Source organism: Pseudomonas sp. 11/12A, assembly GCF_000800055.1.
Lineage (GTDB): Bacteria > Pseudomonadota > Gammaproteobacteria > Pseudomonadales > Pseudomonadaceae > Aquipseudomonas > Aquipseudomonas mohnii.
The window spans coordinates 4819864-4845663 of the sequence record NZ_JUGV01000001.1; the positions used below are offsets into that span (position 1 = coordinate 4819864).

Sequence of the window (25800 nt, forward strand, 5' to 3'; positions counted from 1 at the left end):
ATAACACCTGTAGGAGCGAGCCTGCTCGCGATGAACCTGAGAGCGCCGCGGGATGTCAGGTTTCCCGCGTTATCGTTGAGTTCATCGCGAGCAGGCTCGCTCCTACAGTGGGTCGAGTGGCGTCAGACCTGCGCAGTACGCAGTTTCTCGCTACGCCCACGCAACCATTCCAGGGTCAGCAGCAGGATCACCGAGAAAGCGATCAGCAAGGTCGCCGCAGCGGCAATCGTCGGGCTGAGGTTTTCGCGGATCCCGCTGAACATCTGCCGTGGCAAGGTCGCTTGCTCTGGACCGGCGAGGAACAGCGTCACCACGACTTCGTCGAACGAGGTGGCGAAGGCGAACAATGCACCGGAAATCACACCGGGAGCGATTAGCGGCAAGGTTACCCGCCGAAACGCCGTCAGCGGCGAAGCACCGAGGCTGGCAGCGGCGCGCACCAGGTTTTGGTTAAACCCCTGCAACGTCGCCGACACGGTGATGATCACGAACGGCACGCCCAGTACCGCGTGCACCACGATCAACGAGAAGAAGCTGTTACCCAGGCCCAGCGGCGCAAAGAACAGGTAGCTGGCCACACCGATGATCACCACCGGCACCACCATCGGCGAAATCACCAGCGCCATGACCAGCGCCTTGCCGGGGAAGTCGCCACGGGTCAGGCCAATGGCCGCCAGTGTACCGAAGACCATCGCCAGCACCGTGGCCGCCGGGGCGACGATGATGCTGTTTTTCAGCGCACGCATCCACTCCGCCGAAGCGAAGAAATCGTGGTACCACTGCAGCGAGAAGCCCTGCAGCGGGTAGACCAGGAAACTGCCGGAGTTGAACGACAGCGGAATGATCACCAGTACCGGCAGGATCAGGAACAACAGAATCAGGCCGCAGAGAATCCGCAAACTGTAGAACCACACCCGCTCAATGGGCGACATATAAGGACTCAGCATTTCGTTCTCCCCTTAGCTCAGGCGCAGGCGACTGGCGCCTACCAGCCAGCTGTAAATCAGATAAAGCACGACCGTTGCCAGCAGAAGCAGCCCGCCCAGTGCGGTCGCCATGCCCCAGTTGATGCTGGTGTTGGTGTAGAAGGCGACGAAGTAGCTGACCATCTGATCGTTCGGGCTGCCCAGCAACGCCGGGGTGATGTAGTAGCCGATGGCGAGGATGAACACCAACAGGCAACCGGCGCCGACACCGGCATAGGTCTGCGGGAAGTACACCCGCCAGAAGCTTGCGAACGGATGGCAACCGAGGGAAATCGCCGCACGCATGTAGGTCGGCGAGATGCCTTTCATCACGCTGTAGATCGGCAGAATCATGAACGGCAGCAGGATGTGCACCATCGAGATGTAGACACCGGTGCGGTTGAATACCAGCTCCAGCGGCTTATCGATGATGCCCAGGGCCATCAGGCCGCTGTTGATCAGCCCCCCCGACTGCAGCAGCACGATCCACGCCGCGACCCGCACCAGGATCGAGGTCCAGAACGGCAGCAGCACCAGAATCATCAGCAGGTTGCTTTGACGCGATGGCAGGTTCGCCAGCAGGTAGGCCAATGGATAGGCCAGTACCAGACAGATCACGGTGATGACCAGGCCCATCCAGAAAGTCCGGGCGAAGATGTCGAGGTAGATGGCCTGATCCGGAGTGGCCGGGGCCAGTTCGCCGAGGTCATCGATACGGTGATCGACGGCAGCCAGCAAGTAGTAAGGCGTAATGCTGCTGGTGTTACGGCGTACGGCTTGCCAATAGGCCGGGTCACCCCAACGCTCGTCGAGACCTTCCAGCGCTTCTTTATAAGAGGTCGGCTCGGTGGCGAACGGCAAGGCACGTGCGGTTTTGGTCAACAGGCTGCGATAGCCGGCCAATTCCATGTTCAAGCGCTTGGACAGGTCGCCCAAGGTCTGATTCTTGCGGGCTTCGGCGAGGTCTTCGCTGGCGGCCTTGTAGACCGGCTCAGCGGGCAGGCCACGGCCGTCCCAACTGGCGATAGCCGTCACGGTGCGCGGCATGCCGCCGACCACTTCCGGGTTACCGACACTTTTGTAGAGCAGCGCCACGATTGGCACCAGGAACACCAGCAACAGAAACAGCACCAGCGGCGCGATCAAGGCCTGGGCCTTCCAGCGGTTGACCCGCTCGGCGTGCTTGAGCCGTTGCTTCAAGGTGGGATCAGTGCCCGCGTTCAGGGGAACGGCGATAGCCATGGCGTACTCCGGAAATCTTTGATCGTTACAGAGGCATACAAACAACCTGTGGGAGCGAGCTTGCTCGCGATGGGGGCATAACATTCAACATCAATGTTGACTGACCCACTGCTATCGCGAGCAAGCTCGCTCCCACAAGGATTGCGGCGTTCAAACCACAGGGTTTGCTTACTTCGCGGCCCAGGAATTGAAGCGCTGTTCCAGTTGCTCGCCGTTGTCAGCCCAGAAGCTGACGTCGATCTGCACCTGGTTGGCGATGTTTTCCGGGGTGGTCGGCATGTCTTTCAGGACATCCTTGGCCAGCAACGGTACGGCTTGGGTGTTGGCCGGGCCGTAGGCGATGTTTTCCGAGTAGGTCTTCTGCTGCTGTGGCTGTACGGAGAAGGCGATGAATTTCTTCGCCGCTTCCGCCCGCGCCTTGTCCAGACCTTTTGGAATGGCCCATGCGTCAAAGTCGTAGATACCGCCGTTCCACACGACTTTCAGGTTGCTTTCTTTCTGCACGGCAGCGATACGACCGTTGTAGGCCGAGCTCATGACCACGTCGCCGGAAGCGAGGTATTGCGGCGGTTGAGCGCCGGCTTCCCACCATTGAATGCTTGGCTTGAGCTCATCGAGTTTCTTGAACGCACGGTCCTGGCCGTCTTTGCTGGCCAGCACTTTGTAGACGTCTTTCGGCGCAACGCCGTCGGCCATCAGAGCAAATTCCAGGGTGTACTTGGCGCCTTTACGCAGGCCACGCTTGCCCGGGAATTGCTTGGTGTCCCAGAAGTCCTTCCAGCTGGTCGGTGCGGTTTTCAGCTTGTCGGCGTTGTAGGCCAGCACGGTCGACCAAACGAAGAAACCCACGCCGCACGGCTGGATCGCGCCTTTGACGTAGTCTTCGGTCTTGCCGAACAACTTCGGATCAAGCGGCTCGAACATGTCTTCGTCACAACCACGGGACAGTTCTGGCGACTCTACTTCCACCAGATCCCAGGACACGCTCTTGGTGTCGACCATGGCCTTGACCTTGGCCATTTCACCGTTGTACTCGCCTGCCACGATCTTGCCGTTGCCTGCCGCTTCCCACGGTGCATAGAAAGCTTTGACCTGCGCTGCCTTGTTCGCGCCGCCGAAGGACACCACGGTCAGGTCAGGGCCAGCGGCCATTGCGCTCGCTGCCCCCATCATGCCCAGTGCCAGAGCGGTGAATTTCAGGGATCTCAACATTTATTGTTCTCTCCACGTGCAGGGTTGGTGTTGGTATTGCCGGGGCGATCAGTTCGCCTCTAGAAGGGGATCGAGCGCGCGAACGTGTTCGACCTGCCAGCCAAGCGGTACCACATCGCCGACCGCCAGCCCGGGATCGAGCTCGGCAATCGGTTGTTTCACGAAGAAGTCGGTCTTGCCACAGACTTCAAGGCGAACCCGGACGTGGTCGCCCAGATAGATGAATTCCGCCACCCGTCCCGAGAAGCGGTTGGTGCAGGACTCGCTGGAGCCGTTGAGGCTCACGCGCTCCGGACGAATCGACAGGGTGACGGGTTCGCCGGTCCTGCCGACATTCACCGCCAGCGCTTCAACTTTTTCACCACGTCCCAGTTCCACCACGCAGCGGTCGCCGGTCTGGCTGTGCAAACGGCCATTGAGACGGTTGTTCTCGCCGATGAAGTTGGCGACGAAGGTGTTTTTCGGCTCTTCGTAGAGCGTGCGCGGTGGCGCGATCTGCTGGATTTCACCCTGATGGAACACCGCCACGCGGTCAGACATGGTCAGGGCTTCGCCCTGGTCGTGGGTCACGTAGACCACGGTCACGCCCAGACGCTGGTGCAGGTGTTTGATTTCCATCTGCATGTGTTCACGCAACTGCTTGTCGAGCGCGCCGAGGGGTTCGTCCATCAGCACCAGTTGCGGCTCGAACACCAGTGCGCGGGCCAATGCCACACGTTGCTGCTGACCACCGGAAAGTTGTGCCGGATAACGCTGAGCGAAGGCATCGAGTTGCACCATGCTCAGTACACGCTTGACCTTGTCGCCCACATCGCTCTTGTTCATGCCACGCACCGTGAGCGGGAACGCCAGGTTCTCGGCGACCGTCATGTGCGGGAACAACGCGTAGTTCTGGAACACCATGCCAATGTCGCGTTTGTGCGGCGGCACGTTATTGATGGCGCGACCAGCCAAGAGGATCTCGCCGGCGGTCGGTGTTTCGAAACCGGCAAGCATCATCAGGCTGGTGGTCTTGCCGGAACCGGATGGCCCGAGCAAGGTGAGGAATTCGCCTTTGCGAATATCCAGGTTGAGGTCTTTGACGATCAGGTTCTCGCCGTCGTAGCTCTTCTGCACTCCACGAAAGCTGACCAGAACATCATTGGCCCCTGCACTTGAATCGACCTGGCTCATACCCACACCTTTGTTGTTGATGACTGCTGTGGACTAAGCCTAGTGGACGCTGAGGACCACGCAAATCGGGGTGCAGGAGAGAATCGCCTCAGACGGATGGAAGGTTGGGGGTAGGGATTGCCCTACAAGAATGGCGCGTTTTGGCATACGCAGCGGCAAGCTGTCAGCCAGAAGCAGCAAGCAAAGGCAAAAGCGCTGAAACCATGTGTCGCAAATGGGTATGTGAACACTAAACCTGTGGGAGCGAACTTGCTCGCTCCCACAGCTTTAGAGGAGTTTGTGTTCCATCGCGTACTTCACCAGTTCCGCCAGCGAAGTGATGTTGAGTTTCTGCATCAACCGCGCCTTGTGGGTGCTGATGGTCTTGCTACTCAACGCCAATTGCTGGGCGATGTCGTTGACGTTCGCCCCCTGGGCCAGGCGTTCGAACACTGAAAACTCACGTTCCGACAGCAGCGAGTGCAAGGGGCGCGAATCGGTCAGGCCGACTTCGAAGACCATGCGGTCGGCCAGGTCCGGATCGATATAACGCCCACCCGCCGCAACCCGGCGGATGGCGGTCAACAGCAGGGCCGGGTCGCTGTCCTTGGTGGCATAACCTGCGGCGCCGACCTTCAATGCCCGCGCCGCCATTTGCGCTTCGTCGTGCATGGACAGCACCAGAATCACCGGCGGATTGTTCAGCGCACGTATCCGTGGAATCGCTTCGAGGCCGTTGACGCCCGGCATGGAGATGTCCAGCAGCACCACTTCACAGGGCACATGTCTCAAGGTCTCGAGCAACTGTTCGCCATTACTCGCCTCCCCCACCACCAGCAGATCCTTGGCCAGGCCAATCAATTGCTTGATGCCTTCGCGGACGATGGTGTGGTCTTCGGCTACCAGTACACGGATCACTTACTTCTCCTCATCCAACGGCACTCGCACGATCAGGGTCGTGCCCTCGCCCGGCTCACTCTCAAGCGACAATTGGCCGCCCATGATCAACACACGCTCGCGCATGCCGACCACCCCAAAGGAGGTCGGCCTGCCCGCGGCTGCAACAAATCCTACGCCATCATCGCTGATGGTCAGACACAACTCATTGCCATCAAGGGCCAGTGTCAGTTCTACAGTATGCGCCTGGGCATGGCGCATGACATTGGTCAGTGCTTCCTGAAGGATACGGAACAGGCCAATCGCCTTGGCATCACTGAGCACCGGCAAATTGTCCGGCACCTGCACCAGACAAGGAATCTGCGTGCGCGCCTCGAAGCGACGGGCCTGCCATTCAATGGCCGAGGCAATCCCGGCATCAAGAATCGGTGGCCGCAACGCTGTCGCCACATCACGCACCAGCTGGAACAACTGCGCGATCAGGCGCTTCATGCTGTTCAGGCGTTCGTTCAGGCCGGGGTCGAGCTGGGCGTAGGCCAGTTCGCACATGGACGTTTCCAGCTTGAGCACGGTCAACATCTGCCCCAGCTCGTCGTGGACTTCCCGCGCGATGTGGGCCTTTTCCTCTTCACGCACGCTCTCCAAGTGCGCGGACAGTTCCCGCAGTTGCTCCCGGGAACTGGCCAGCTCCAGCTCGATGCGCTTGCTCTCGCTGATGTCCCAGACGATGCCATCCCATACGTACGCGCCGTCCTCGAGTCGCCGGGTAATCGCCTTGATTTCCGCCCAGCGTTGCTCGCCCTGACGGGTCAGGATTCGCCCTTGCCATGACCAGTCGCTGTCGGTGTCCAGGGCGTGGTCCTGGGTCTGGTGATAGCTGGCCTTGTCGTCCGGGTGCACCAGGCTGCGCAGGCCTTTGTCGCGATGGGCCAGGGTGGCCGGCGAGTACCCCACCAGACTCTCGCTGCCTTCACTGATATAGGCAAAGTCGATCTGCCCGGTCACCGGCGCCCGCTCGAGGCGAAAGACCAGTCCAGGCACATTCGCCGCGATCCCTTGCAGCCGCGCTTCGCTTTCCTGCAGCGCGGCCAGGGCACGGCGGCGCTCGGTGACATCGGTGAGGTAAACCACCAGGTATTCGCCATCGCGAAAACGCAGGAAACTCAGCGAGACGTCGGCCGGCAGGATGCTGCCGTCGGCCCGCAGGCAATTGGTTTCGAAACTTTGCGGGGCGTCGTCGCTGGCCCTGGCGAGTTTCCACAGGTTCAACCAGCGATCCATGTTCAGACCGGGTTCGAAGTCGATCAGGGGGCGATCAATGATTCCCCCCGATGAATAGCCCAACATGCTTTCGGCCGCTCGGTTGGCGTAGCGCACATGACTGTCCCAATTGACCCAGAGGATGCCGACGGTGCTCTGATCGATGGAAAACTGCGTCAGCCGCAAGGCTTCTTCACTGGCGGCACGCAAGGCAATGTCTTGCTGCGCCGCCGCCAGTCGTTGCTCCAGGCTGAGCTGCTGACGGCGCTGCCAAAACACGATGGCCATGCTGCTCAATGCCAACACCAGCAACAGCAGGCAAAGGTTTTGCCAAAAGCCCGGTGTTTCGGTGAGCCGCGGGTACTTGGGCTGCAGCCATTGGTTGTGCAGGGTCTCCAGATCCTTGGCCGGGATTGCCCGTAATGCGCTTTCGACGATGCCTGCCAACTCCGGCAGGTCGCGCCGCGTCGCGATTCGCAGCAGTTGGGGCAAGCCGATGTCGCCCACGACGACCAGCCCGGCGAACTCCGGTTCGACAGACAGACGCCCCAATTGCGCCTCATCGACGACGGCGTAGGCCGCTTGCTGACTCAACAACAATTGCAGCGCCTGACGCTCGACCGGAACGCCCTGCAGGTTTAAATGCGGGTAGTTGCTGCGCAGGTAATCGGCAGTGACGCTGGGCATGCGTAAAGCGACGCGGCTCTGGCTGTCGAGTTTTTCCAGCTCGACCGCGCCGGTGCTTTTCTGGTCGCTGACCACCAATTGAGGCACGCGCATGTATGGGTCGGAAAACTGCCAGAGGCGCAGACCACCAGGCGTCTGGGTCAACCCGGGCGCGATGTCGATTTCGCCCTGGCGCGCAGCGGCTTCCAACTGCTCAAGGTCGGGAAAGTTACGCCAGGTCAGTTCGACCTTGAGCGACTTGGCCAGCCATTTCATCAGCTCGACGTTAACCCCGGACAGCCGCTGCAAGCGGCGATCGTATTGCGCATAGGGCGCTTGCAACACCAGCCCGACCCGCAATTCTCCTTGCCGGGCCAGCCACTGTTGCTGCTTGGGCGACAAGATTGCAACGTGCGCCGGGGGCATGACTGCCGCCCAGCCCATCAAGGGAAACCACAAACAGCCGATAACCCACAGGCAGCGAAAACGCATCATCGAACTCTCACACACTGACAAATACTGACCAACCCATTAGGCTGCCGGAATTACTTCTGGCCTGGAATATCCGATGCCCCCTGTCTACCGCCTGGCACTGCCAGCATTGTGCCTGTCGCTGATCCTGCCTTGCGCTTTTTCGGTCGAAGCTGCCGACCCGGCACCCGACGCCGCGCAAAAGCCCGCCGAAGAAAAACCGGTCGAACGCCAGCCCTTGCCTGAGCGTAGTCAGGAAGAAGCGACAGCACTCGAGCGAAAAATCCCGGCTCAGGAACAGCAGCAACTGCAAGCGGGCGGCGATACCTTCCTGGCCTTGTGGAAACCGGCCAATACGGCCGAACCCAAAGGTGCGGTGATTATCATCCCGGGCGCGGGCGAAACCGTTGACTGGCCTCAAGCGATCGGCCCTTTACGGCGCAACTTGCCGAACGCCGCGTGGAGCAGCCTGAGTATCACCTTGCCGGACCTGCAAAGCGATGCCATTGCGCCGCGCATCGTTGAAGTGGCGCCAGCCCCCAAGGCGGCGGACACCGGCAGCAAGGATTCGACAACCGCGTCCCCTATCGAACAGGCGGCTGGTGGCGAAGCGGACGTGGCCGACAAGGCTATCGCCGAAACCACGGAAGAGCAGGCTAAGGCCGATGCCGAGCGGATCTTCGCCCGTATCGACGCCGCGATTGCGTTCGCTGAACAGCAAAGCGCGCGCAGCATCGTCGTATTGGGACACGGCACTGGCGCTTACTGGGCGGCGCGCTACCTGAGCGAAAAACAGACATCGCAGGTCGAGCGGTTCGTCATGGTTGCCGCGCAGACGCCGGTTCAAGCGAAACCCGAACTGGACGAACTCACGCCAACCCTGAAACTGCCTACCGCCGACATTTACTATAAGGACAAACCCCTGGACCGCGACGCGGCGCTCGCCCGTTTACAGGCCAGCAAACGCTTGAAGTCTTCGGCGTTTAGCCAGGTGTCGCTCAAGGCATTACCGGGCAATGCCAAGGCGGAGCAGGAACAATTGGTGCGCCGGGTTCGGGGTTGGTTAAGTCCACAAACCGCAGCAGACTGAGTGACCGGGTCGCCTGTATCGCGGGCTTGCCAGCGATACAGGCATCACGAGCCATACACACCGTTGCCGCTATCAAAAATCCCGCCGCTGACGAATCAGCATATAAGCACCCTGCAATTCACGAGTTTTCTCGGTCGCTTCGCGGACCTGAAGTTCCGTCGCCCCCCTTCCGGCGACTTTGTCCGGATGATGACGACTGAGCAGGCGGCGATAGGCACGCTTGATCTGCGCCGGCTCAGTGGTGGCTGACACGCCCAACAGCCGCATGGCGTCTTGATAGGTGGCTGCTTTGTTCGCCACTGATCGCTTTTGCGGCTCATAGTCCGCCGCCAACGCCTGCACCTGATGCGACCGCCAGCCCAGCCACCGCCCCCATTGAGCAATCAACTCCCGCTCACGGGTGCCGGCCCGGCCGTCCGCCCAGATCATCCGCCAACAGGCGCGCAGTACCCCTTCTGCCGCATGGGGTTGCGCACTCAAGCGGCGCAGATAACCCCGCAACCGATCATTGCCCGACTTGCCGCGATTGAACGCTGCTATCGCCCGACGCTGAGCCGATTCGTTCATCTCCAGCGCCCGCATTTCCTGCCGCGCCTGCTGAATATGGCCATCCACAACCTGCCCGTCGCTCTTGGCCAATCGCCCCAACAAAACAAACAACAGTTCATCGTTGCGCAGCGCCGGGCGGCCACCAAGCTTTTCAAGCAAGTGCCCCCAGCTCTGCAAGTGCAGGCGCCGGTCCAGCGCCTGCCCCAACAACGCACCCAGCATGGCCCCAGGAATGCTGGCGATGGCAAAACCCGCTCCGGCTCCAATCAGAGTCCCTGGCCACAGCATGTCAGCGTCTCGCTTCAATCAGGGTTTCGACTTGCGCCAATCGCTCGTGAGTGCCGACATCGACCCACTGCCCGTTCAGCCGTTCGCCGGACACTTGCCCGCTCGCCATAGCCGAGCGCAGTAACGGTGCCAGTTTGAACGCCCCGGCAGAGCAGCCTTCGAACAACTGCGGATGCAGCACCGCGATACCGCTGTAGGTCAGCGTGGGCGCATCCGCTTGACTGTCGCGCACCTGCCCGTCGATCAATTGAAAATCCCCGGCCGGATGATGGGCCGGGTTGTTCGCCAGTACCAGGTGAGCCAGACCGACAATTGGCTGATGCAACACGCTGAAGTCGTAATCGGTCCAGATATCCCCATTGACCACCACAAAAGCCTCATCACCCAACAACGGTAAAGCGCGGAAAATCCCGCCTCCTGTTTCCAGCGGTTCTCCTTCCGGCGAGTACTGGATGTGCACACCGTATCGCGAGCCATCGCCCAAATAGTCTTCGATCTGCTGGCCCAGCCAGGCATGATTGATCACGATATCGTCAAACCCTGCCGCCGCCAGGGCCCGCAGGTGATACTCGATCAGGGGCACCCCGCCTGCACGAACCAGCGGCTTTGGCGTGGTCAGCGTCAGGGGGCGCATGCGCTCGCCCTTGCCCGCTGCCAGAATCATTGCCTTCATGCCTTGACTCCAGCACGCAGACTGGCCAGCAAAACGTCCAGCTCAGCCAACTCCGGACGACGCGCGATCACGGCGTCTATATAAGCAAAGAATCGCGGCACATCAGACAGGTAACGCGGCTTGCCGTCGCGGTGACAGATGCGGGCGAAGATGCCGATCACTTTCAGATGTCGTTGCACGCCCATCAAATCACTGGCGCGCAGGAAATCTTCGAAATCGGGCTGAACCGGAATATCCAACGCCCGGGCCTGCTGCCAGTAACTTTCCAGCCAACCATGCACACGCTCCTCGGGCCAACTGAGAAAGGCATCCTTGAACAGGCAAGTCACGTCATAAGTCACCGGACCATAAACAGCATCCTGGAAGTCCAGCACGCCGGGATTCGGTTCGCTGAGCATCAGATTGCGTGGCATATAGTCACGATGTACGAGGACTTTCGGCTGGGCCAGTGCGCTGTCGATCAACAGATCGCTGACCTGCTGCCAAAGCACTTGCTGCGCGGCGTCGAACTCGATGCCCAGCTCGCGCTTCACGTACCACTCCGGGAACAGTTCCAGTTCGCGACGCAGCAGCGCCACGTCATAACTCGGTAGTGGCGCAACCATCGGCAACTGCTGAAACGCCAGCAGTGCTTGCAGCGCATCGGTGAACAAATCGTCGGCGTTTTCGCTGTCGATGACATCCAGATACGTCTTGTTGCCCAAGTCATTGAGCAAAAGAAAACCACGCTCGAGGTCCTCGGCATAAATTTTCGGCACATTTATTCCGGATTTCGCCAGTAAAAAAGCGATATCCACGAAGGGTTTGCAGTTTTCCTGAGGCGGCGGGGCATCCATCACGATGAAACTTTTACCCGCACCTTCCCAACGAAAATAACGCCGGAAACTCGCGTCGCTACTGGCCGCAGTCAACGTGGCCGGGGGTACGGCACCCCAACCCTGCTCTGTATAAAGGTTTGCCAATTGCTCATCGAGCCAAACTTTCAGGTGTTGCAAACGTACATCTTGGTCAGGCATTGCAAGGGTCTCCGACGGCGCTAGCCGTCAAGCGGGTCATGCTTTATTATCCAGCATCTTTTTCAGACCATCGAGAGGCGTGCGGCCCACACCGCGGGCAGATGGCACGCAGGAAGCCCGGACTAATAAGATGGCATTGAAATCCCCCGCGTTTCGTAAAAAATTTCCGTTGTTGGTAACCGGCAGTATGCTGGCCTTGCAACCTCTAGCCACTTCCTTCGTGGTCGCTGCGGAACAGTATGACTGCTCAGTCTCTGCTTCGGGTGCCTGGGCATGTGCGCCAAAGGCGCCGGCGGCAGCCTTGCCACCGCGTCCCGTGCATGAAGGCAGCGCAGTCAGCGCCACTGGCGAGACCCCGTCACAGGAAGGCACCAGTGAAGACACCGGCGCCAAGCCTGTGCTCGTGACCGAGTCCAAGGGCCGTGGCCTGAAGTCGCGTAGCGAAGACTATAGCCACCTCGACTGGGTTCCACGCGATCAGCTCACAGCGGCGCAATTGGCAGAAACCGGTCCTTATTGCTCTGGTTCCTATATCGAACCGATTCGTCCTGGCATGAATGACAAGACGAATAAAAGCGACGCGCCAACCTTTATCGGCGCGAAAGCCTCTCGCTACAAGCAAGATGAACAAGTCGCCACCCTGGCCGGTGACGTGGTCATGCGCCAGGGCAGCATGCAGGTCGAAGCCGACGAGGCCAACCTGTACCAGGCCGAGAGCCGTGGCGAACTCAGCGGCAATGTCCGTATCCGCGACAACGGCGCACTGATCGTAGGCGATCACGCCGATGTGCAGCTCGACACCGGTGAAGCCAAGGTCGATAACGCCGAATACGTAATGCACAAGTCCCGTATTCGCGGTAACGCGCTGTACGCCAAACGTGCCGAGAACGCGATCATCCGCCTCAAGGATGGTACGTACACCACGTGCGAACCGAACAGCAACGCCTGGCAGCTCAAGGGCAACAACATCACCCTGAACCCGGCCACCGGCTTCGGTACTGCGACCAACGTGACACTGCGGGTCAAGGACATTCCAGTCCTGTACACGCCGTACATCTACTTCCCGATCGACGACCGCCGCCAGTCCGGCTTCCTGCCGCCGACCATCGGCACCGGCAGCGATACCGGCTTCATGCTGGTGACACCGTACTACTTCAACCTGGCACCGAACTACGACGCCACGTTGTACCCGCGCTACATGGAAAAGCATGGCTTGTTGATGGAAGGCGAGTTCCGCTACCTCACCAAGTCCAGCGAAGGCCAGTTCGGTGCTGCGTACCTCAACGACGAGGACACCGAGCGCAGCAAGCAGACCGATTACGAGAAAAACCGCTACATGTACAACTGGCAACACAAGGGCGGCCTCGATTCGCGAGTCTTCACGCAAGTCGATTACACCAAGATCAGCGATCCTTATTACTTCCAGGATCTGCAGACCGACCAGATTGGTGTGAAAAGCGCAGACTATGTGAACCAACAAGGCTCCGTCACCTATCGTGGCGACAGCTACACCGCCCGCGTGAACGCCCAGGCTTACGAGCTTGCAACCGTTTCGAACATCACGCCGTATGACCGTCTGCCGCAGATCACCTTCGACGGTGCACTGCCGTATCATCCAAACGGCCTGAATTTCACCTATAACACTGAAGTCGTACGGTTCGATCGCGACCTGAAAAATGGCACGTTCACCGATGAAAACGGCAATGTGTCGCCGCGACTGGACACCAACGTTCAAGGTCTGGCACGCGCCAACGGCGATCGCCTCAATCTTGCACCGGCCGTAAGCCTGCCGCTCGACTGGACTTATGGTTTCCTGAAGCCAACGCTCAAGTACCAATACACCCAGTATCAACTGGACCTGGACAGCATCGGCAAAAGCCAGATTGCTGCGCAGACACCGGAACAGGACCAGCTCAATGGCACCTTCGGCAGCAACCAGAATCGTGGCGTGCCGATTGCCAGCATCGACAGCGGCCTGTACTTCGATCGCAACACCCAATGGTTCGGCAAGAACTATCGTCAGACCCTTGAGCCGCGCTTGTTCTACTTGTACGTGCCGGAAAAGGACCAGGAAAACATTCCGGTGTTCGACACCAGCGAATACACCTTCAACTATGCGTCGCTGTTCCGTGACAACCGCTTCTCGGGTTCCGACCGCGTCGGTGACGAGAACAAGCTGTCCCTGGGCGTGACCAGCCGCTGGATTGAAGACAACGGCTTCGAGCGTCAACGCGTCAGCGTCGGTCAGGCCCTGTACTTCAAGGATCGCGAAGTCCAGTTGCCGGGCATCGATGCGAAAACCCGTCAGGATGCGCATTCGAACGTTTCGCCTTACGCACTGGATTACGAATATCGCTGGAACCGCGATTGGCGCACGACGGCCGATTACAACTGGGACCCGGACAGCCGTAGCCCTCGCTCGGGCAGCGCGATGTTCCACTACCAGCCTGAAGACAACCCGAACAAGGTCATCAACGCCGGCTATCGCTATCGTAATGACCAGGTCCGTTATGACCAGAACACCGGTAAATGGCAGGTGGGCGGCGGTGACTATGGCACCCCGGGTCAGCCTGGCTACGTGAAGGATTACTACAAAATCGAACAGCACGACTTCTCGGTAATCTGGCCAGTCGTGCCGCAATGGAACGCCATCAGCCGCTGGCAGTATGACTACAACCGTAACCGTACCCTGGAAGCCTTCGGTGGTTTCGAGTACGACAACTGCTGCTGGAAACTGCGCCTGATCAACCGTTACTGGGTTTCCTACGACGAATTCAGTCAGGAAGCACCGCAAAACGAAAAAGGCGACCACGGCGTATTCCTACAAATCGTTCTGAAGGGACTCGGCGGCCTCACCGGCGCCAAAGTAGAGAGCTTCCTCGACAAAGGCATCCAAGGTTATCGTGAACGTGAAGACCAAGCTTTCTGATTGTCTGCGCCCGCTGCTGCTGGGCGCGCTGTTCCTGGGTACCGCGGCCAACGCCGCGGTACAGTCCATCGATAAAGTGGTGGCCATTGTCGATAACGATGTGGTCATGCAGAGCCAACTGGACCAGCGGGTCCATGAAGTTCAGCAAACCATCGCCAAGCGCGGCACCGCCGTGCCACCGGCCAGCGTGCTGGAGCAACAGGTGCTCGAGCGCCTGATCGTCGAAAACCTGCAACTGCAGATCGGCGAACGTTCCGGCATCCGCATCACCGATGAAGAACTGAACCAGGCTGTCGGCACCATTGCCCAGCGAAACAACATGTCGGTCGATCAATTCCGCGCCGCGCTGACTCGCGACGGCGTGTCATATGACGATGCACGTGAACAGATTCGTCGCGAGATGGTGATCAGCCGCGTGCGTCAGCGTCGTGTGGCTGAGCGCATCCAGGTCTCCGAGCAGGAAGTGAAGAACTTCCTGGCGTCGGACCTCGGCAAAATGCAGCTGTCCGAAGAGTTCCGCCTGGCCAACATCCTGATTCCTACGCCAGAAAGCGCCAACTCTGACGCGATTCAGAATGCTGCCAAACAGGCTGATGCGATTTATCAACAACTCAAGCAAGGCGCCGACTTCGGTCAATTGGCCATCGCCAAATCCGCCAGCGAAACCGCACTGGAAGGCGGCGACATGGGCTGGCGTAAAGCCGCTCAACTGCCACCGCCGTTCGATCGCCTGCTGAGCACCATGGCGGTCGGCGATGTGACCCAGCCGATGCGTACGCCGGGCGGTTTCATCATCCTGAAGATCACCGACAAGCGTGGCGGCGAGACCCAGGTACGTGACGAAGTGCATGTGCGCCACATCCTGGTCAAACCAAGCCCGATTCGCGACGAAGAAAAAACCAAAGCCCTGGTTCAGTCGCTCTATACCCGCATCGAGGCGGGCGAAGACTTCGGCGAACTGGCGAAAAGCTACTCGGAAGACCCGGGTTCCGCCCTCAACGGTGGCGACCTGAACTGGATCGACCCGAGCGTTCTGGTCCCGGAATTCCGCGAAGTGATGTCCAAGACCCCGCAAGGTCAACTGTCCAAGCCTTTCAAAACTCAATACGGCTGGCACGTCCTGGAAGTCCTTGGCCGCCGCGCCACCGACAACACCACCCAGGCTCGCGAGCAACAAGCGATGACCGTACTGCGTAACCGCAAATACGACGAAGAGCTGCAAACCTGGCTGCGTCAGATCCGTGACGAAGCGTATGTTGAAATCAAACTCCCTGGCGCGAACCAGGCAGCGCAGTGAAACCCAAACGTTTTGCGCTGACACCCGGTGAACCAGCCGGCATAGGTCCCGACCTGTGCCTGCTGCTCGCCTCGCAAGCCCAGCCGCACCCCCTGATTGCCATTACCAGCCGCGACCTGCTCCTCGAGCGGGCCGCGCAACTGGGCGTGGCTGTCGACTTGCTGCCGGTCACTCCAGACGCCTGGCCAGATGCGCCCGCACCCGCCAACAGCCTGTATGTCTGGGATACCCCACTCAACGCCAAGGTCGTCGCCGGGCAACTGGACAAGGCCAATGCCGCTTTCGTCCTGGAGACCCTGACCCGCGCAGGCCAAGGCTGCCTGGACGGGCACTTTGCCGGAATGATCACGGCCCCCGTGCACAAGGGCGTGATCAACGAATCCGGGATCGCCTTTTCCGGACACACCGAATTCCTCGCCGACCTGACCCATACCGCGCAAGTGGTCATGATGCTCGCCACTCGCGGATTGCGCGTGGCCCTGGTCACCACCCACCTGCCCCTTCGCGAGATTGCCGATGCAATCACACCGGAGCGTCTGGAGCGGGTCACGCGCATTCTGCATGCCGATCTGCAACACAAGTTCGGCATTGCCCAACCACGGATCCTGGTATGCGGGTTAAACCCCCACGCCGGTGAAGGTGGACACCTGGGCCATGAAGAAATCGACATTATCGAACCCACATTAGAGCGCCTGCGCGGCGAAGGCATGGACCTGCGAGGTCCGCTGCCCGCCGACACTCTGTTTACCCCCAAATATCTGGAGCACTGCGACGCAGTGCTGGCGATGTACCACGACCAGGGCCTGCCTGTGCTGAAATACAAAGGCTTTGGCGCTGCAGTCAACGTGACCCTGGGCTTGCCGATCATCCGCACATCAGTCGATCACGGCACTGCGCTGGATCTGGCCGGTAGCGGCAAAATCGATACCGGCAGCCTGCAAGTCGCCCTGGAAACCGCCTATCAGATGGCCGAGACCCGTTTATGACCGAGCAATACCAACACCGGGCGCGCAAGCGCTTCGGCCAGAACTTTCTGCACGATGCCGGCGTTATCGACCGCATCCTGCGCTCCATCCACGCCAAACCCGATGACCGCATGCTGGAAATCGGCCCTGGCCAGGGCGCGTTGACCGAAGGCCTGCTCAACAGCGGCGCACAACTTGACGTGGTAGAGCTGGACAAGGATCTGATCCCGATCCTCAACCAGCAATTCGCCGGCAAGAGCAACTTCAACCTGCACCAGGGTGATGCGCTGAAGTTCGACTTCAACAGCCTGAACGCCGCGCCGGGCAGCCTGCGAGTGGTTGGCAACCTGCCGTATAACATCTCCACCCCGCTGATTTTCCACCTGCTAAACAACTCTCACTTGATTCGCGACATGCACTTCATGCTGCAGAAAGAAGTGGTCGAGCGTCTGGCGGCAGGGCCTGGCGGTGGTGATTGGGGCCGGCTGTCGATCATGGTTCAGTATCACTGCCGTGTTGAACACCTGTTCAACGTTGGCCCTGGCGCGTTCAATCCCCCGCCGAAGGTCGATTCGGCCATCGTGCGACTGGTGCCCCACGCCGTTCTGCCCCACCCCGCCAAAGACCACCGGCTGCTCGAACGCGTCGTACGCGAAGCCTTCAACCAGCGCCGCAAAACCTTGCGCAATACCCTCAAGCTACTGCTGAGCAATGCCGAGATCGAAGCCGCTGGCGTCGATGGCAGCCTGCGTCCCGAGCAGCTCGATCTGGCCGCCTTCGTGCGCCTGGCCGACAAGCTCAGCGAACAAGCCCTACAGAAGCCTGCCGATATCTGACAGACCTGACGCGTTATCGGATAGGACACCAGCGCCCATGTCTGGTTTACTATCCGATACTTGGCCTAGACTGAACTCCATCAGCTACGCCCCGCGTTCCGCTTCGTTTTTAAGGCCTCTTGCATGTCCGATCCTCGTTATCAGGTCGACGTCAGCGTCGTCACCCGCTATCTGGCAGAACAATCGCAACCCGAACAAAACCGCTTTGCCTTCGCCTACACCATTACCGTGCAAAACAATGGCGAGTTACCTGCCAAACTGTTGTCACGGCATTGGGTGATCACCGACGGCGACGGGCACGTCGAAGAGGTTCGCGGTGCCGGTGTGGTTGGTCAGCAACCGTTGATCGCGGCAGGCAAAAGCCACACCTACAGCAGCGGCACGGTCATGACGACTAAAGTCGGGACCATGCAAGGCAGCTATCAGATGATTGCCGACGACGGTCAGCAATTCGACGCCATCATCGCCCCGTTCCGTCTAGCGGTCCCTGGAGCGTTGCACTGATGGCGACATATGCTGTCGGTGATTTGCAAGGCTGCCTTGAGGCGTTGCAATGCCTGCTCAAAAAAGTCGCCTTCGACCCGGAAAAGGATCGCCTGTGGCTGGTGGGCGATCTGGTCAATCGCGGCCCGCAATCACTGGAAACGTTGCGCTTCCTCTATAGCATCCGCGAATCGCTGGTATGCGTTCTCGGCAACCACGACCTTCATTTGCTGGCCGCCGGCCAGAACATCGAACGCCTGAAGAAAGCCGACACCCTGCGCGAAATCATTGAAGCGCCCGATAGCGCCGATTTGCTGGACTGGCTGCGCCAACAAAAACTCATGCACTACGATGAGCAACGCAACGTAGCGCTGGTGCATGCCGGCATTCCGCCGCAATGGTCGCTGCGCAAGGCCCTCAAATGCGCTGCCGAGGTCGAAACGGCCCTGCGCGACGACAACCTGTTCGCGCCCTATCTCGATGGCATGTACGGCAACGATCCGGCGAAATGGGACAGCGACCTCAAAGGCGTGACTCGCCTGCGGGTGATCACCAACTATTTCACGCGCATGCGCTTCTGCACCGCCGACGGCAAGCTTGACCTCAAGAGCAAAGAAGGCCTGGACACCGCACCACCGGGCTACAAACCCTGGTTCCAGCACAAGGACCGCAAGACCAAGGACCTGAAGATTATCTTCGGTCACTGGGCCGCGCTGGAAGGCAAGGTCCAGGAGCGGGGCATCTCGGCCCTCGACACCGGTTGCGTCTGGGGCGGCGCCCTGACCCTGATGAATGTCGACACAGGCGAACGCCTGTCCTGCAAGTGCGACGAGCATGGCCATGCCGCCCTGCCGCCAGTCGCCTCACCCATTCCCGACACATCGCCAGCCAGCGCCCCGCGCTAGACTGCCTATTCAGCCGAGCCACAGGAGCCCGACATGAGCGAATTCAAACGTATCCCCCCTGAACAGGCCCAAGCCCTGCGCGAACAAGGCGCAGTGGTGGTCGACGTCCGTGATCCTGCAACTTTCGCGGCGCTGCACATCGCCGGCTCGAAGCATCTGGACAACCACTCCTTGCACGCTTTCATCCAGGGCGCCGACCTTGATGCCCCCACCGTGGTGGTTTGCTACCACGGCAATTCCAGCCAAGGCGCAGCCGCCTACCTGATCAGCCAGGGCTTCTCCGACGTCTACAGCATGGATGGCGGTTTTGAGCTGTGGCGTACGACGTATCCTTCAGAAACGGCGCAAGGCACCTCCGAATAATTTTTTTGTAACACGCAAGCCCCGGCTCCCGCGGGCTAGCGCGGTGGCAGACGAACGGTCTGCCACAACTAATTACGTATCTCGCCTTTACCTCCCGAATTCCCAACTATCCTTAAGCGCAGGCCATCCAAAACAGGGGAGAGCCGGTACACCGGCGCGCGGGTCATCGGGAGTAGCTTTCGGAGTCGTCAGCTTCGAGAGAGTTCTGGGGGGTAAACAGCGACTGCCTGTGCGGTTGCTGCCAGCATCGACTGAGTGATCCGGCGTCGGCTCCACGTATCGAGCGAGGTGACGTCATGAGTATCTTTAGCCACTTCCAACAACGTTTCGAGTCCACACGCCAGGAAGAACTCACGCTGCAAGAGTATCTTGAGCTGTGCAAAAAGGACCGCAGCGCCTACGCTTCCGCCGCCGAGCGTCTGCTTCTGGCCATCGGTGAACCGGAACTGCTCGACACTTCGACCAATTCGAGGCTGTCGCGAATCTTCTCCAACAAGGTGATCCGTCGCTATCCGGCCTTTGAAGACTTCCACGGGATGGAAGAATGCATCGACCAGATCGTGTCGTATTTCCGCCATGCCGCTCAGGGCCTGGAAGAGAAGAAGCAAATCCTCTATCTGCTCGGCCCTGTTGGTGGCGGTAAATCATCCCTGGCCGAGAAGCTGAAACAACTGATCGAGAAAGTGCCCTTCTACGCCATCAAGGGCTCGCCGGTTTTCGAATCACCCCTGGGTCTGTTCAACGCCACTGAAGATGGCGCGATCCTCGAGGAAGACTTCGGCATTCCACGGCGCTACCTCAATACCATCATGTCGCCGTGGGCCACCAAACGCCTGGCCGAATTCGGCGGCGATATCAGCCAGTTCCGCGTGGTGAAACTCTACCCGTCGATCCTCAACCAGATCGCCGTGGCCAAAACCGAGCCGGGAGATGAGAACAACCAGGACATCTCGGCACTGGTGGGCAAGGTCGATATCCGCAAACTGGAAGAGTTCCCGCAAAACGACGCCGACGCCTACAGCTACTCCGGCGCGCTGTGCCGGGCCAACCAGGGCCTGATGGAGTTCGTCGAAATGTTCAAGGCACCGATCAAGGTGCTGCACCCATTGCTGACGGCGACTCAGGAAGGTAACTACAACAGTACCGAAGGTCTTGGCGCGATTCCGTTTACCGGGATCCTGCTGGCCCACTCCAACGAATCGGAATGGCACACCTTCCGCAACAACAAGAACAACGAAGCGTTCATCGACCGGATCTACATCGTCAAAGTGCCGTACTGCCTGCGGGTCAGCGACGAAGTGAAGATCTACGACAAACTGCTGTTCAACAGCTCGCTGGCCAAGGCCCATTGCGCACCCGATACCTTGAAGATGCTCGCCCAGTTCACTGTGCTTTCTCGGCTCAAGGAGCCGGAGAACTCTAACATCTACTCCAAAATGCGCGTGTACGACGGCGAAAACCTCAAGGACACCGATCCGAAGGCCAAGTCGATCCAGGAATACCGCGACAACGCCGGCGTCGATGAAGGCATGAACGGCCTGTCGACCCGTTTCGCGTTCAAGATCCTGTCGAAGGTCTTCAACTTCGACCCGCACGAAATCGCCGCCAACCCGGTGCACTTACTCTACGTACTGGAACAACAGATCGAACAGGAACAATTCCAGGCGGAAACCCGCGAACGCTATCTGCGCTTCCTCAAGGAGTACCTGGCGCCGCGCTACATCGAATTCATCGGCAAGGAGATCCAGACCGCTTACCTCGAGTCTTACAGCGAGTATGGCCAGAACATCTTCGACCGCTACGTGCTGTACGCCGACTTCTGGATTCAGGATCAGGAATACCGCGATCCGGAAACCGGCGAAATCCTCAACCGCGTGGCACTCAACGAGGAGCTGGAAAAAATCGAAAAACCGGCCGGCATCAGCAATCCGAAGGATTTCCGCAACGAAATCGTCAACTTCGTACTGCGTGCCCGAGCCAACAATAACGGCAAGAACCCAACCTGGCTCAGCTACGAAAAACTGCGGGTGGTCATCGAGAAGAAAATGTTCTCCAACACCGAGGACCTGCTGCCGGTCATCAGCTTCAATGCCAAGGCCAGCAAAGAGGACCAGCAGAAGCACAACGACTTCGTCACACGGATGGTCGAGCGGGGCTACACCGACAAACAGGTACGACTGCTGTCCGAGTGGTATCTGCGGGTCAGAAAATCGCAGTAAGGCAGCCGCAAGCGGCAAGCTACAAGCCTCAAGCACACCGAACAGGGCGCTTGAGGCTGTTGGTGGCTCTGTTTGCCTTGAAAGCTTCAAGCTTGCCGCTTGAAGCTGGTAACTTGTAGCTGCCCGGAGGGCTCCCTATGAGCTATGTGATCGACCGACGTCTCAATGGCAAGAACAAGAGCACGGTGAACCGTCAGCGGTTTCTGCGGCGTTACCGTGACCACATCAAGAAGGCTGTCGAAGAGGCGGTCAGCCGGCGCTCCATTACCGATATGGAACACGGCGAGCAAATCAGCATCCCCGGCCGCGACATCGATGAGCCGGTGCTTCACCATGGTCGAGGTGGCAAACAGACGGTCGTGCACCCCGGCAACAAGGAATTCACCAGCGGCGAACACATTGCGCGCCCACCGGGAGGTGGCGGCGGTCGAGGCCCCGGCAAGGCCGGCAACTCGGGTGAAGGGATGGACGAGTTCGTCTTCCAGATCACCCAGGAGGAATTCCTCGAATTCATGTTCGAGGATCTTGAGCTACCGAACCTGGTCAAGCGCAACCTGACCGGCACCGACACGTTCAAAACCGTTCGCGCGGGCATCAGTAACGAGGGCAACCCATCGCGGATCAACATCATCCGCACCCTGCGCTCGGCTCATGCGCGACGAATTGCGCTGTCCGGCAGCAGCCGGGCGAAACTGCGCGAAGCGAAAGAGGAACTTCTGCGACTCAAGCAAGAAGAACCAGACAATTTCGGCGATATTCAGAAAATCGAAGCAGAAATTGAAAAACTCAGCGCGCGCATCCATCGCGTTCCCTTTCTCGACACCTTCGACCTCAAATACAACCTGCTGATCAAGCAGCCCAATCCCAGTTCGAAAGCCGTGATGTTTTGCCTGATGGACGTGTCTGGGTCCATGACTCAGGCGACCAAGGACATCGCCAAGCGCTTCTTCATCCTGCTGTACCTGTTCCTCAAGCGTAATTACGACAAGATTGACGTCGTATTCATCCGTCACCACACCAGCGCCCGCGAAGTGGACGAAGAAGAGTTTTTCTACTCCCGCGAAACCGGCGGGACCATCGTGTCCAGCGCCTTGAAACTGATGCAGGAGATCATGGCCGAGCGCTATCCGAGCAACGAGTGGAACATCTACGCCGCCCAAGCCTCCGACGGTGACAACTGGAACGACGACTCGCCGATTTGCCGCGACATCCTGATCAACCAGATCATGCCGTTCGTGCAGTACTACACTTACGTTGAGATCACCCCACGCGAACATCAGGCCCTGTGGTTCGAGTATGAGCGCATCGCCGAAGCGTTCTCCGACACTTTTGCCCAGCAACAACTGGTCTCGGCCGGGGATATCTATCCGGTCTTCCGTGAACTCTTCCAGCGCAGGTTAGTGACATGACCGCCAAAGAGCAAAAGCGCCAACCCATTTCCACCGGCTCGGAATGGACGTTCGAGCTGATCCAGGCCTACGACAAAGAAATCAGTCGTCTTGCGGCTCGCTATGCCCTCGACACTTACCCCAACCAAATCGAAGTGATCACCGCAGAACAGATGATGGATGCCTACGCCTCCGTCGGCATGCCCCTGGGCTATCACCACTGGTCCTACGGCAAACACTTCCTCAGCACTGAAAAATCCTACAGCCGCGGCCAGATGGGACTGGCCTACGAGATCGTGATCAACTCGGACCCGTGCATCGCCTACCTGATGGAAGAAAACACCATCTGCATGCAGGCACTGGTCGTTGCGCATGCCTGTTATGGGCACAACAGCTTTTTCAAGGGCAATTACCTGTTTCGCACCTGGACAGACGCCAGTTCGATCATCGATTACCTGGTGTTCGCCAAGCAATACATCATGCAATGCGAAGAGCGCCACGGCATCGACGCGGTCGAGGACCTGCTCGATTCCTGCCACGCCCTGATGAACTATGGCGTCGACCGCTACAAACGGCCTTATCCGATCTCCGCCGAAGAAGAGCGTCGCCGGCAAAAGGACCGGGAAGAACATATGCAGAAACAGATCAATGATCTGTGGCGTACCATTCCCAAAGGCGCGGACAAATACAGCGACAAGGACAACGCACGCTTCCCCGCCGAACCTCAGGAAAACATCCTGTACTTCATCGAAAAACACGCACCACTGCTGGAGCCGTGGCAGCGGGAAATCGTACGGATCGTGCGAAAAATCGCCCAATACTTCTACCCACAGCGTCAGACTCAGGTGATGAACGAGGGCTGGGCCACGTTCTGGCACTACACCTTGATGAACGACCTGTACGACGAAGGCTTGGTCACTGATGGTTTCATGATGGAGTTCCTGACGTCCCATACCAGCGTAATCTATCAACCGGGCTTCGATAGCCCGTATTACAGCGGGATCAACCCCTATACCCTGGGATTCGCCATGTACCGCGATATCCGGCGCATGTGCGAAGAACCCACGGAAGAGGATTACCGCTGGTTCCCGGACATTGCCGGCACTGACTGGCTGGCAGCCATCAAGTTCGCCATGAGCAGCTTCAAGGACGAGAGTTTCATCCTGCAGTACCTGTCACCCAAGGTAATCCGCGACCTGAAACTGTTCAGCATTCTCGACGACGACCAGAAGGACGACCTGCTGGTCCCGGCCATCCATGATGAAGGTGGCTATCGAATCATCCGTGAAACCCTGGCCGCCCAATACAACCTGGGCAACCGCGAACCCAACGTACAGATCTACAGCATCGACCGGCGCGGCGACCGCTCGCTGACCCTGCGCCACCAGCAACACGATCGCAAACCGCTGGGAGATTCCACTGAGGAAGTGCTCAAGCACTTGCACCGCCTCTGGGGCTTCGACATTCACCTCGAAACCTTGCAAGGCGATCAGGTGATGAAAACCCATCACGTTCCACCCAGAAACGAACATGGGGAGGGTGATTACGGCCGACTGGACTTGGCCGTCGTTCATCTTTGATCCAGTTTCGACCTCCGAAAGCCCGACGCAAAGGTTATCCTGTCGAGCTAACGGAGGTTTTTTATGCGTATTTATAAAGTCGGCGGTGCCGTTCGTGATCGCCTGCTGGGCAGACCCGTCACCGATATCGACTGGGTCGTGGTGGGCGCCACCACCGAAGACATGCTCGCCAAGGGCTTTCGTCCGGTAGGTGCGGATTTCCCGGTGTTTCTACACCCCAAAAGCGGAGAGGAATACGCCCTCGCCCGCACCGAACGCAAAAGCGGACGCGGCTATGGCGGCTTCACCTTTCACGCCAGCCCCGAAGTGACCCTCGAAGAAGACCTGATCCGTCGCGACCTGACCATCAACGCCATGGCCGAAGACGATCAACAAAACCTGACCGATCCATACCATGGCCAACGCGACCTGGAAGCGCGCCTGCTTCGTCACGTTTCCCCCGCGTTTGCCGAAGATCCGCTCAGGGTTTTGCGCGTTGCGCGCTTCGCAGCCCGTTATGCCGCGCTTGGCTTCACCGTCGCTCCGGAGACGCTGGATCTGATGCGTCAACTCAGCGAATCAGGTGAACTGCAAGCGCTGACAGCGGAACGCATCTGGAAAGAAATCTCCCGCGCCCTGATGGAAGATCAGCCACAGGTGTTCATTGAAGTACTGCGGGCCTGCGGTGCGCTCAACGTGTTGATGCCTGAGGTTGACGCATTGTTTGGCGTACCTCAACCGCAAGCCCATCATCCAGAAATCGATACGGGCGCGCATACCCTGAGCGTGCTGGAACAAGCCGCGCGCCACAAGCAACCACTCACCGTGCGCTGGGCGTGCCTGCTGCATGACTTGGGCAAAGGCCTGACGCCGAAGGAAGAATGGCCTCGACACATTGCACACGAGTTCAAGGGACTGAAGCTGATCAAAGCGGTCAACGAACGCTTCAAGGCACCGAGGGACTGCCAGGAATTGGCGTTGCTGGTGGGCGAATATCACACCCACGGCCATCGTGCCCTGGAGCTGAAGCCATCGACGCTGTTGGAGTTGCTGCAAAGCTTCGACGTTTACCGTCGACCACAGCGGTTCGAGGAGTTCATCGCGGCATGTGAGATGGATGCACGCGGGCGCAAAGGACTGGAAGAGCGAAGTTACCCACAGGCGGATTACCTTCGCGGCGCGGCAACCGCCGCCCGTAGCGTGGCGGTGCAGCCATTGCTGGAGAAAGGGTTCAAAGGGCCAGAACTGGGCGAGGCGATCAAGCGTGAAAGGCTCAAGGCGTTGAAGGCCTACAAAGAGACTGCGTCGTCCTGACTGCCGCCATCGCGGGCAAGCCCGCTCCCACAGGGATTGCATCGTACCTGTGGGAGCGGGC

The 25800-nt window shown here is 59.2% G+C and carries 21 protein-coding genes; 12 read left to right on the plus strand and 9 right to left on the minus strand.

Features of this window, described 5'->3' with window-relative positions:
• Nucleotides 1–122 precede the first annotated feature (122 nt).
• The 6 genes from GQ39_RS22275 to GQ39_RS22300 all read right to left on the minus strand — a co-directional run bounded on the left by GQ39_RS22275 (nucleotide 123) and on the right by GQ39_RS22300 (nucleotide 7889).
• Nucleotides 123–947: an ABC transporter permease gene (locus GQ39_RS22275; RefSeq protein WP_047534114.1), complete on the minus strand. Its 825-nt coding sequence runs from the start codon at nucleotides 945–947 to the stop codon at nucleotides 123–125.
• Nucleotides 948–959: 12 nt separating this feature from the next.
• The gene (locus GQ39_RS22280) at nucleotides 960–2207 is read right to left on the minus strand and encodes an ABC transporter permease (RefSeq protein ID WP_047534116.1); all 1248 of its coding nucleotides are present in this window, start codon (nucleotides 2205–2207) and stop codon (nucleotides 960–962) included.
• Nucleotides 2208–2375: 168 nt separating this feature from the next.
• Complete coding sequence (locus GQ39_RS22285; RefSeq protein WP_047534118.1) at nucleotides 2376–3419, minus strand: ABC transporter substrate-binding protein; 1044 nt, start codon at nucleotides 3417–3419, stop codon at nucleotides 2376–2378.
• A 48-nt stretch (nucleotides 3420–3467) separates the two neighbouring features.
• Nucleotides 3468–4592, minus strand: a complete 1125-nt coding sequence (locus GQ39_RS22290; protein ID WP_047534120.1) for an ABC transporter ATP-binding protein — start codon at nucleotides 4590–4592, stop codon at nucleotides 3468–3470.
• Nucleotides 4593–4859: 267 nt separating this feature from the next.
• Nucleotides 4860–5489 carry a response regulator gene (locus GQ39_RS22295; protein WP_020798801.1) on the minus strand — a complete coding sequence of 210 codons (630 nt, stop codon included), beginning with the start codon at nucleotides 5487–5489 and terminating at the stop codon, nucleotides 4860–4862.
• Nucleotides 5490–7889, minus strand: a complete 2400-nt coding sequence (locus GQ39_RS22300) for a PAS domain-containing sensor histidine kinase (protein WP_047534122.1) — start codon at nucleotides 7887–7889, stop codon at nucleotides 5490–5492.
• Nucleotides 7890–7962: 73 nt separating this feature from the next.
• On the opposite strand from GQ39_RS22300, the gene GQ39_RS22305 reads away from it, so the two are divergent.
• On the plus strand, nucleotides 7963–8955 hold the full coding sequence (locus GQ39_RS22305) for an alpha/beta hydrolase family protein (RefSeq protein WP_047534124.1): 993 nt from the start codon (nucleotides 7963–7965) through the stop codon (nucleotides 8953–8955).
• Nucleotides 8956–9027: 72 nt separating this feature from the next.
• On the opposite strand, the gene GQ39_RS22310 is transcribed toward GQ39_RS22305, so the two are convergent.
• From GQ39_RS22310 to GQ39_RS22320, 3 genes are read right to left on the minus strand one after another with little or no spacing between them, the layout of a single operon-like run.
• A complete protein-coding gene (locus GQ39_RS22310) occupies nucleotides 9028–9792 on the minus strand; it encodes a TerB family tellurite resistance protein (RefSeq protein WP_047534126.1) in 765 nt (254 codons plus the stop codon).
• Nucleotide 9793: 1 nt separating this feature from the next.
• Nucleotides 9794–10465: an N-acetylmuramate alpha-1-phosphate uridylyltransferase MurU gene (gene murU / locus GQ39_RS22315; RefSeq protein ID WP_047534128.1), complete on the minus strand. Its 672-nt coding sequence runs from the start codon at nucleotides 10463–10465 to the stop codon at nucleotides 9794–9796.
• The gene (locus GQ39_RS22320) at nucleotides 10462–11481 is read right to left on the minus strand and encodes an aminoglycoside phosphotransferase family protein (RefSeq protein ID WP_047534130.1); all 1020 of its coding nucleotides are present in this window, start codon (nucleotides 11479–11481) and stop codon (nucleotides 10462–10464) included. Before GQ39_RS22320 ends, murU begins: the two co-directional genes overlap by 4 nt.
• 130 nt (nucleotides 11482–11611) lie before the next feature.
• Between GQ39_RS22320 and GQ39_RS22325 the strand changes: the two genes are divergently transcribed.
• The 11 genes from GQ39_RS22325 (at nucleotide 11612) to GQ39_RS22375 (ending at nucleotide 25739) form a co-directional block, all read left to right on the plus strand.
• Entirely contained in the window at nucleotides 11612–14410 is a 2799-nt protein-coding gene (locus GQ39_RS22325; RefSeq protein WP_047534131.1) for an LPS-assembly protein LptD, read from the plus strand.
• Entirely contained in the window at nucleotides 14385–15707 is a 1323-nt protein-coding gene (gene surA / locus GQ39_RS22330) for a peptidylprolyl isomerase SurA (RefSeq protein ID WP_177329335.1), read from the plus strand. Before GQ39_RS22325 ends, surA begins: the two co-directional genes overlap by 26 nt.
• A complete protein-coding gene (gene pdxA, locus GQ39_RS22335) occupies nucleotides 15704–16693 on the plus strand; it encodes a 4-hydroxythreonine-4-phosphate dehydrogenase PdxA (RefSeq protein WP_047534133.1) in 990 nt (329 codons plus the stop codon). Before surA ends, pdxA begins: the two co-directional genes overlap by 4 nt.
• A complete protein-coding gene (gene rsmA / locus GQ39_RS22340) occupies nucleotides 16690–17508 on the plus strand; it encodes a 16S rRNA (adenine(1518)-N(6)/adenine(1519)-N(6))-dimethyltransferase RsmA (RefSeq protein ID WP_047534137.1) in 819 nt (272 codons plus the stop codon). The genes pdxA and rsmA overlap by 4 nt, the downstream gene beginning before the upstream one ends.
• A 123-nt stretch (nucleotides 17509–17631) precedes the next feature.
• Nucleotides 17632–18012: a Co2+/Mg2+ efflux protein ApaG gene (gene apaG, locus GQ39_RS22345; protein WP_047534140.1), complete on the plus strand. Its 381-nt coding sequence runs from the start codon at nucleotides 17632–17634 to the stop codon at nucleotides 18010–18012.
• Complete coding sequence (locus GQ39_RS22350; RefSeq protein ID WP_047534143.1) at nucleotides 18012–18896, plus strand: symmetrical bis(5'-nucleosyl)-tetraphosphatase; 885 nt, start codon at nucleotides 18012–18014, stop codon at nucleotides 18894–18896. Before apaG ends, GQ39_RS22350 begins: the two co-directional genes overlap by 1 nt.
• A 33-nt stretch (nucleotides 18897–18929) precedes the next feature.
• A complete protein-coding gene (glpE, locus tag GQ39_RS22355) occupies nucleotides 18930–19259 on the plus strand; it encodes a thiosulfate sulfurtransferase GlpE (RefSeq protein WP_030130002.1) in 330 nt (109 codons plus the stop codon).
• A 296-nt stretch (nucleotides 19260–19555) separates the two neighbouring features.
• On the plus strand, nucleotides 19556–21478 hold the full coding sequence (locus tag GQ39_RS22360; protein WP_047534149.1) for a PrkA family serine protein kinase: 1923 nt from the start codon (nucleotides 19556–19558) through the stop codon (nucleotides 21476–21478).
• A 137-nt stretch (nucleotides 21479–21615) separates the two neighbouring features.
• Nucleotides 21616–22887 carry a YeaH/YhbH family protein gene (locus GQ39_RS22365; protein WP_007947798.1) on the plus strand — a complete coding sequence of 424 codons (1272 nt, stop codon included), beginning with the start codon at nucleotides 21616–21618 and terminating at the stop codon, nucleotides 22885–22887.
• A complete protein-coding gene (locus GQ39_RS22370; protein ID WP_047534154.1) occupies nucleotides 22884–24446 on the plus strand; it encodes a SpoVR family protein in 1563 nt (520 codons plus the stop codon). The genes GQ39_RS22365 and GQ39_RS22370 overlap by 4 nt, the downstream gene beginning before the upstream one ends.
• A 63-nt stretch (nucleotides 24447–24509) precedes the next feature.
• Nucleotides 24510–25739 (plus strand): multifunctional CCA addition/repair protein, encoded by a 1230-nt coding sequence (locus GQ39_RS22375; protein ID WP_047534156.1) that lies wholly within the window; start codon nucleotides 24510–24512, stop codon nucleotides 25737–25739.
• The last annotated feature ends 61 nt before the right edge of the window (nucleotides 25740–25800 follow it).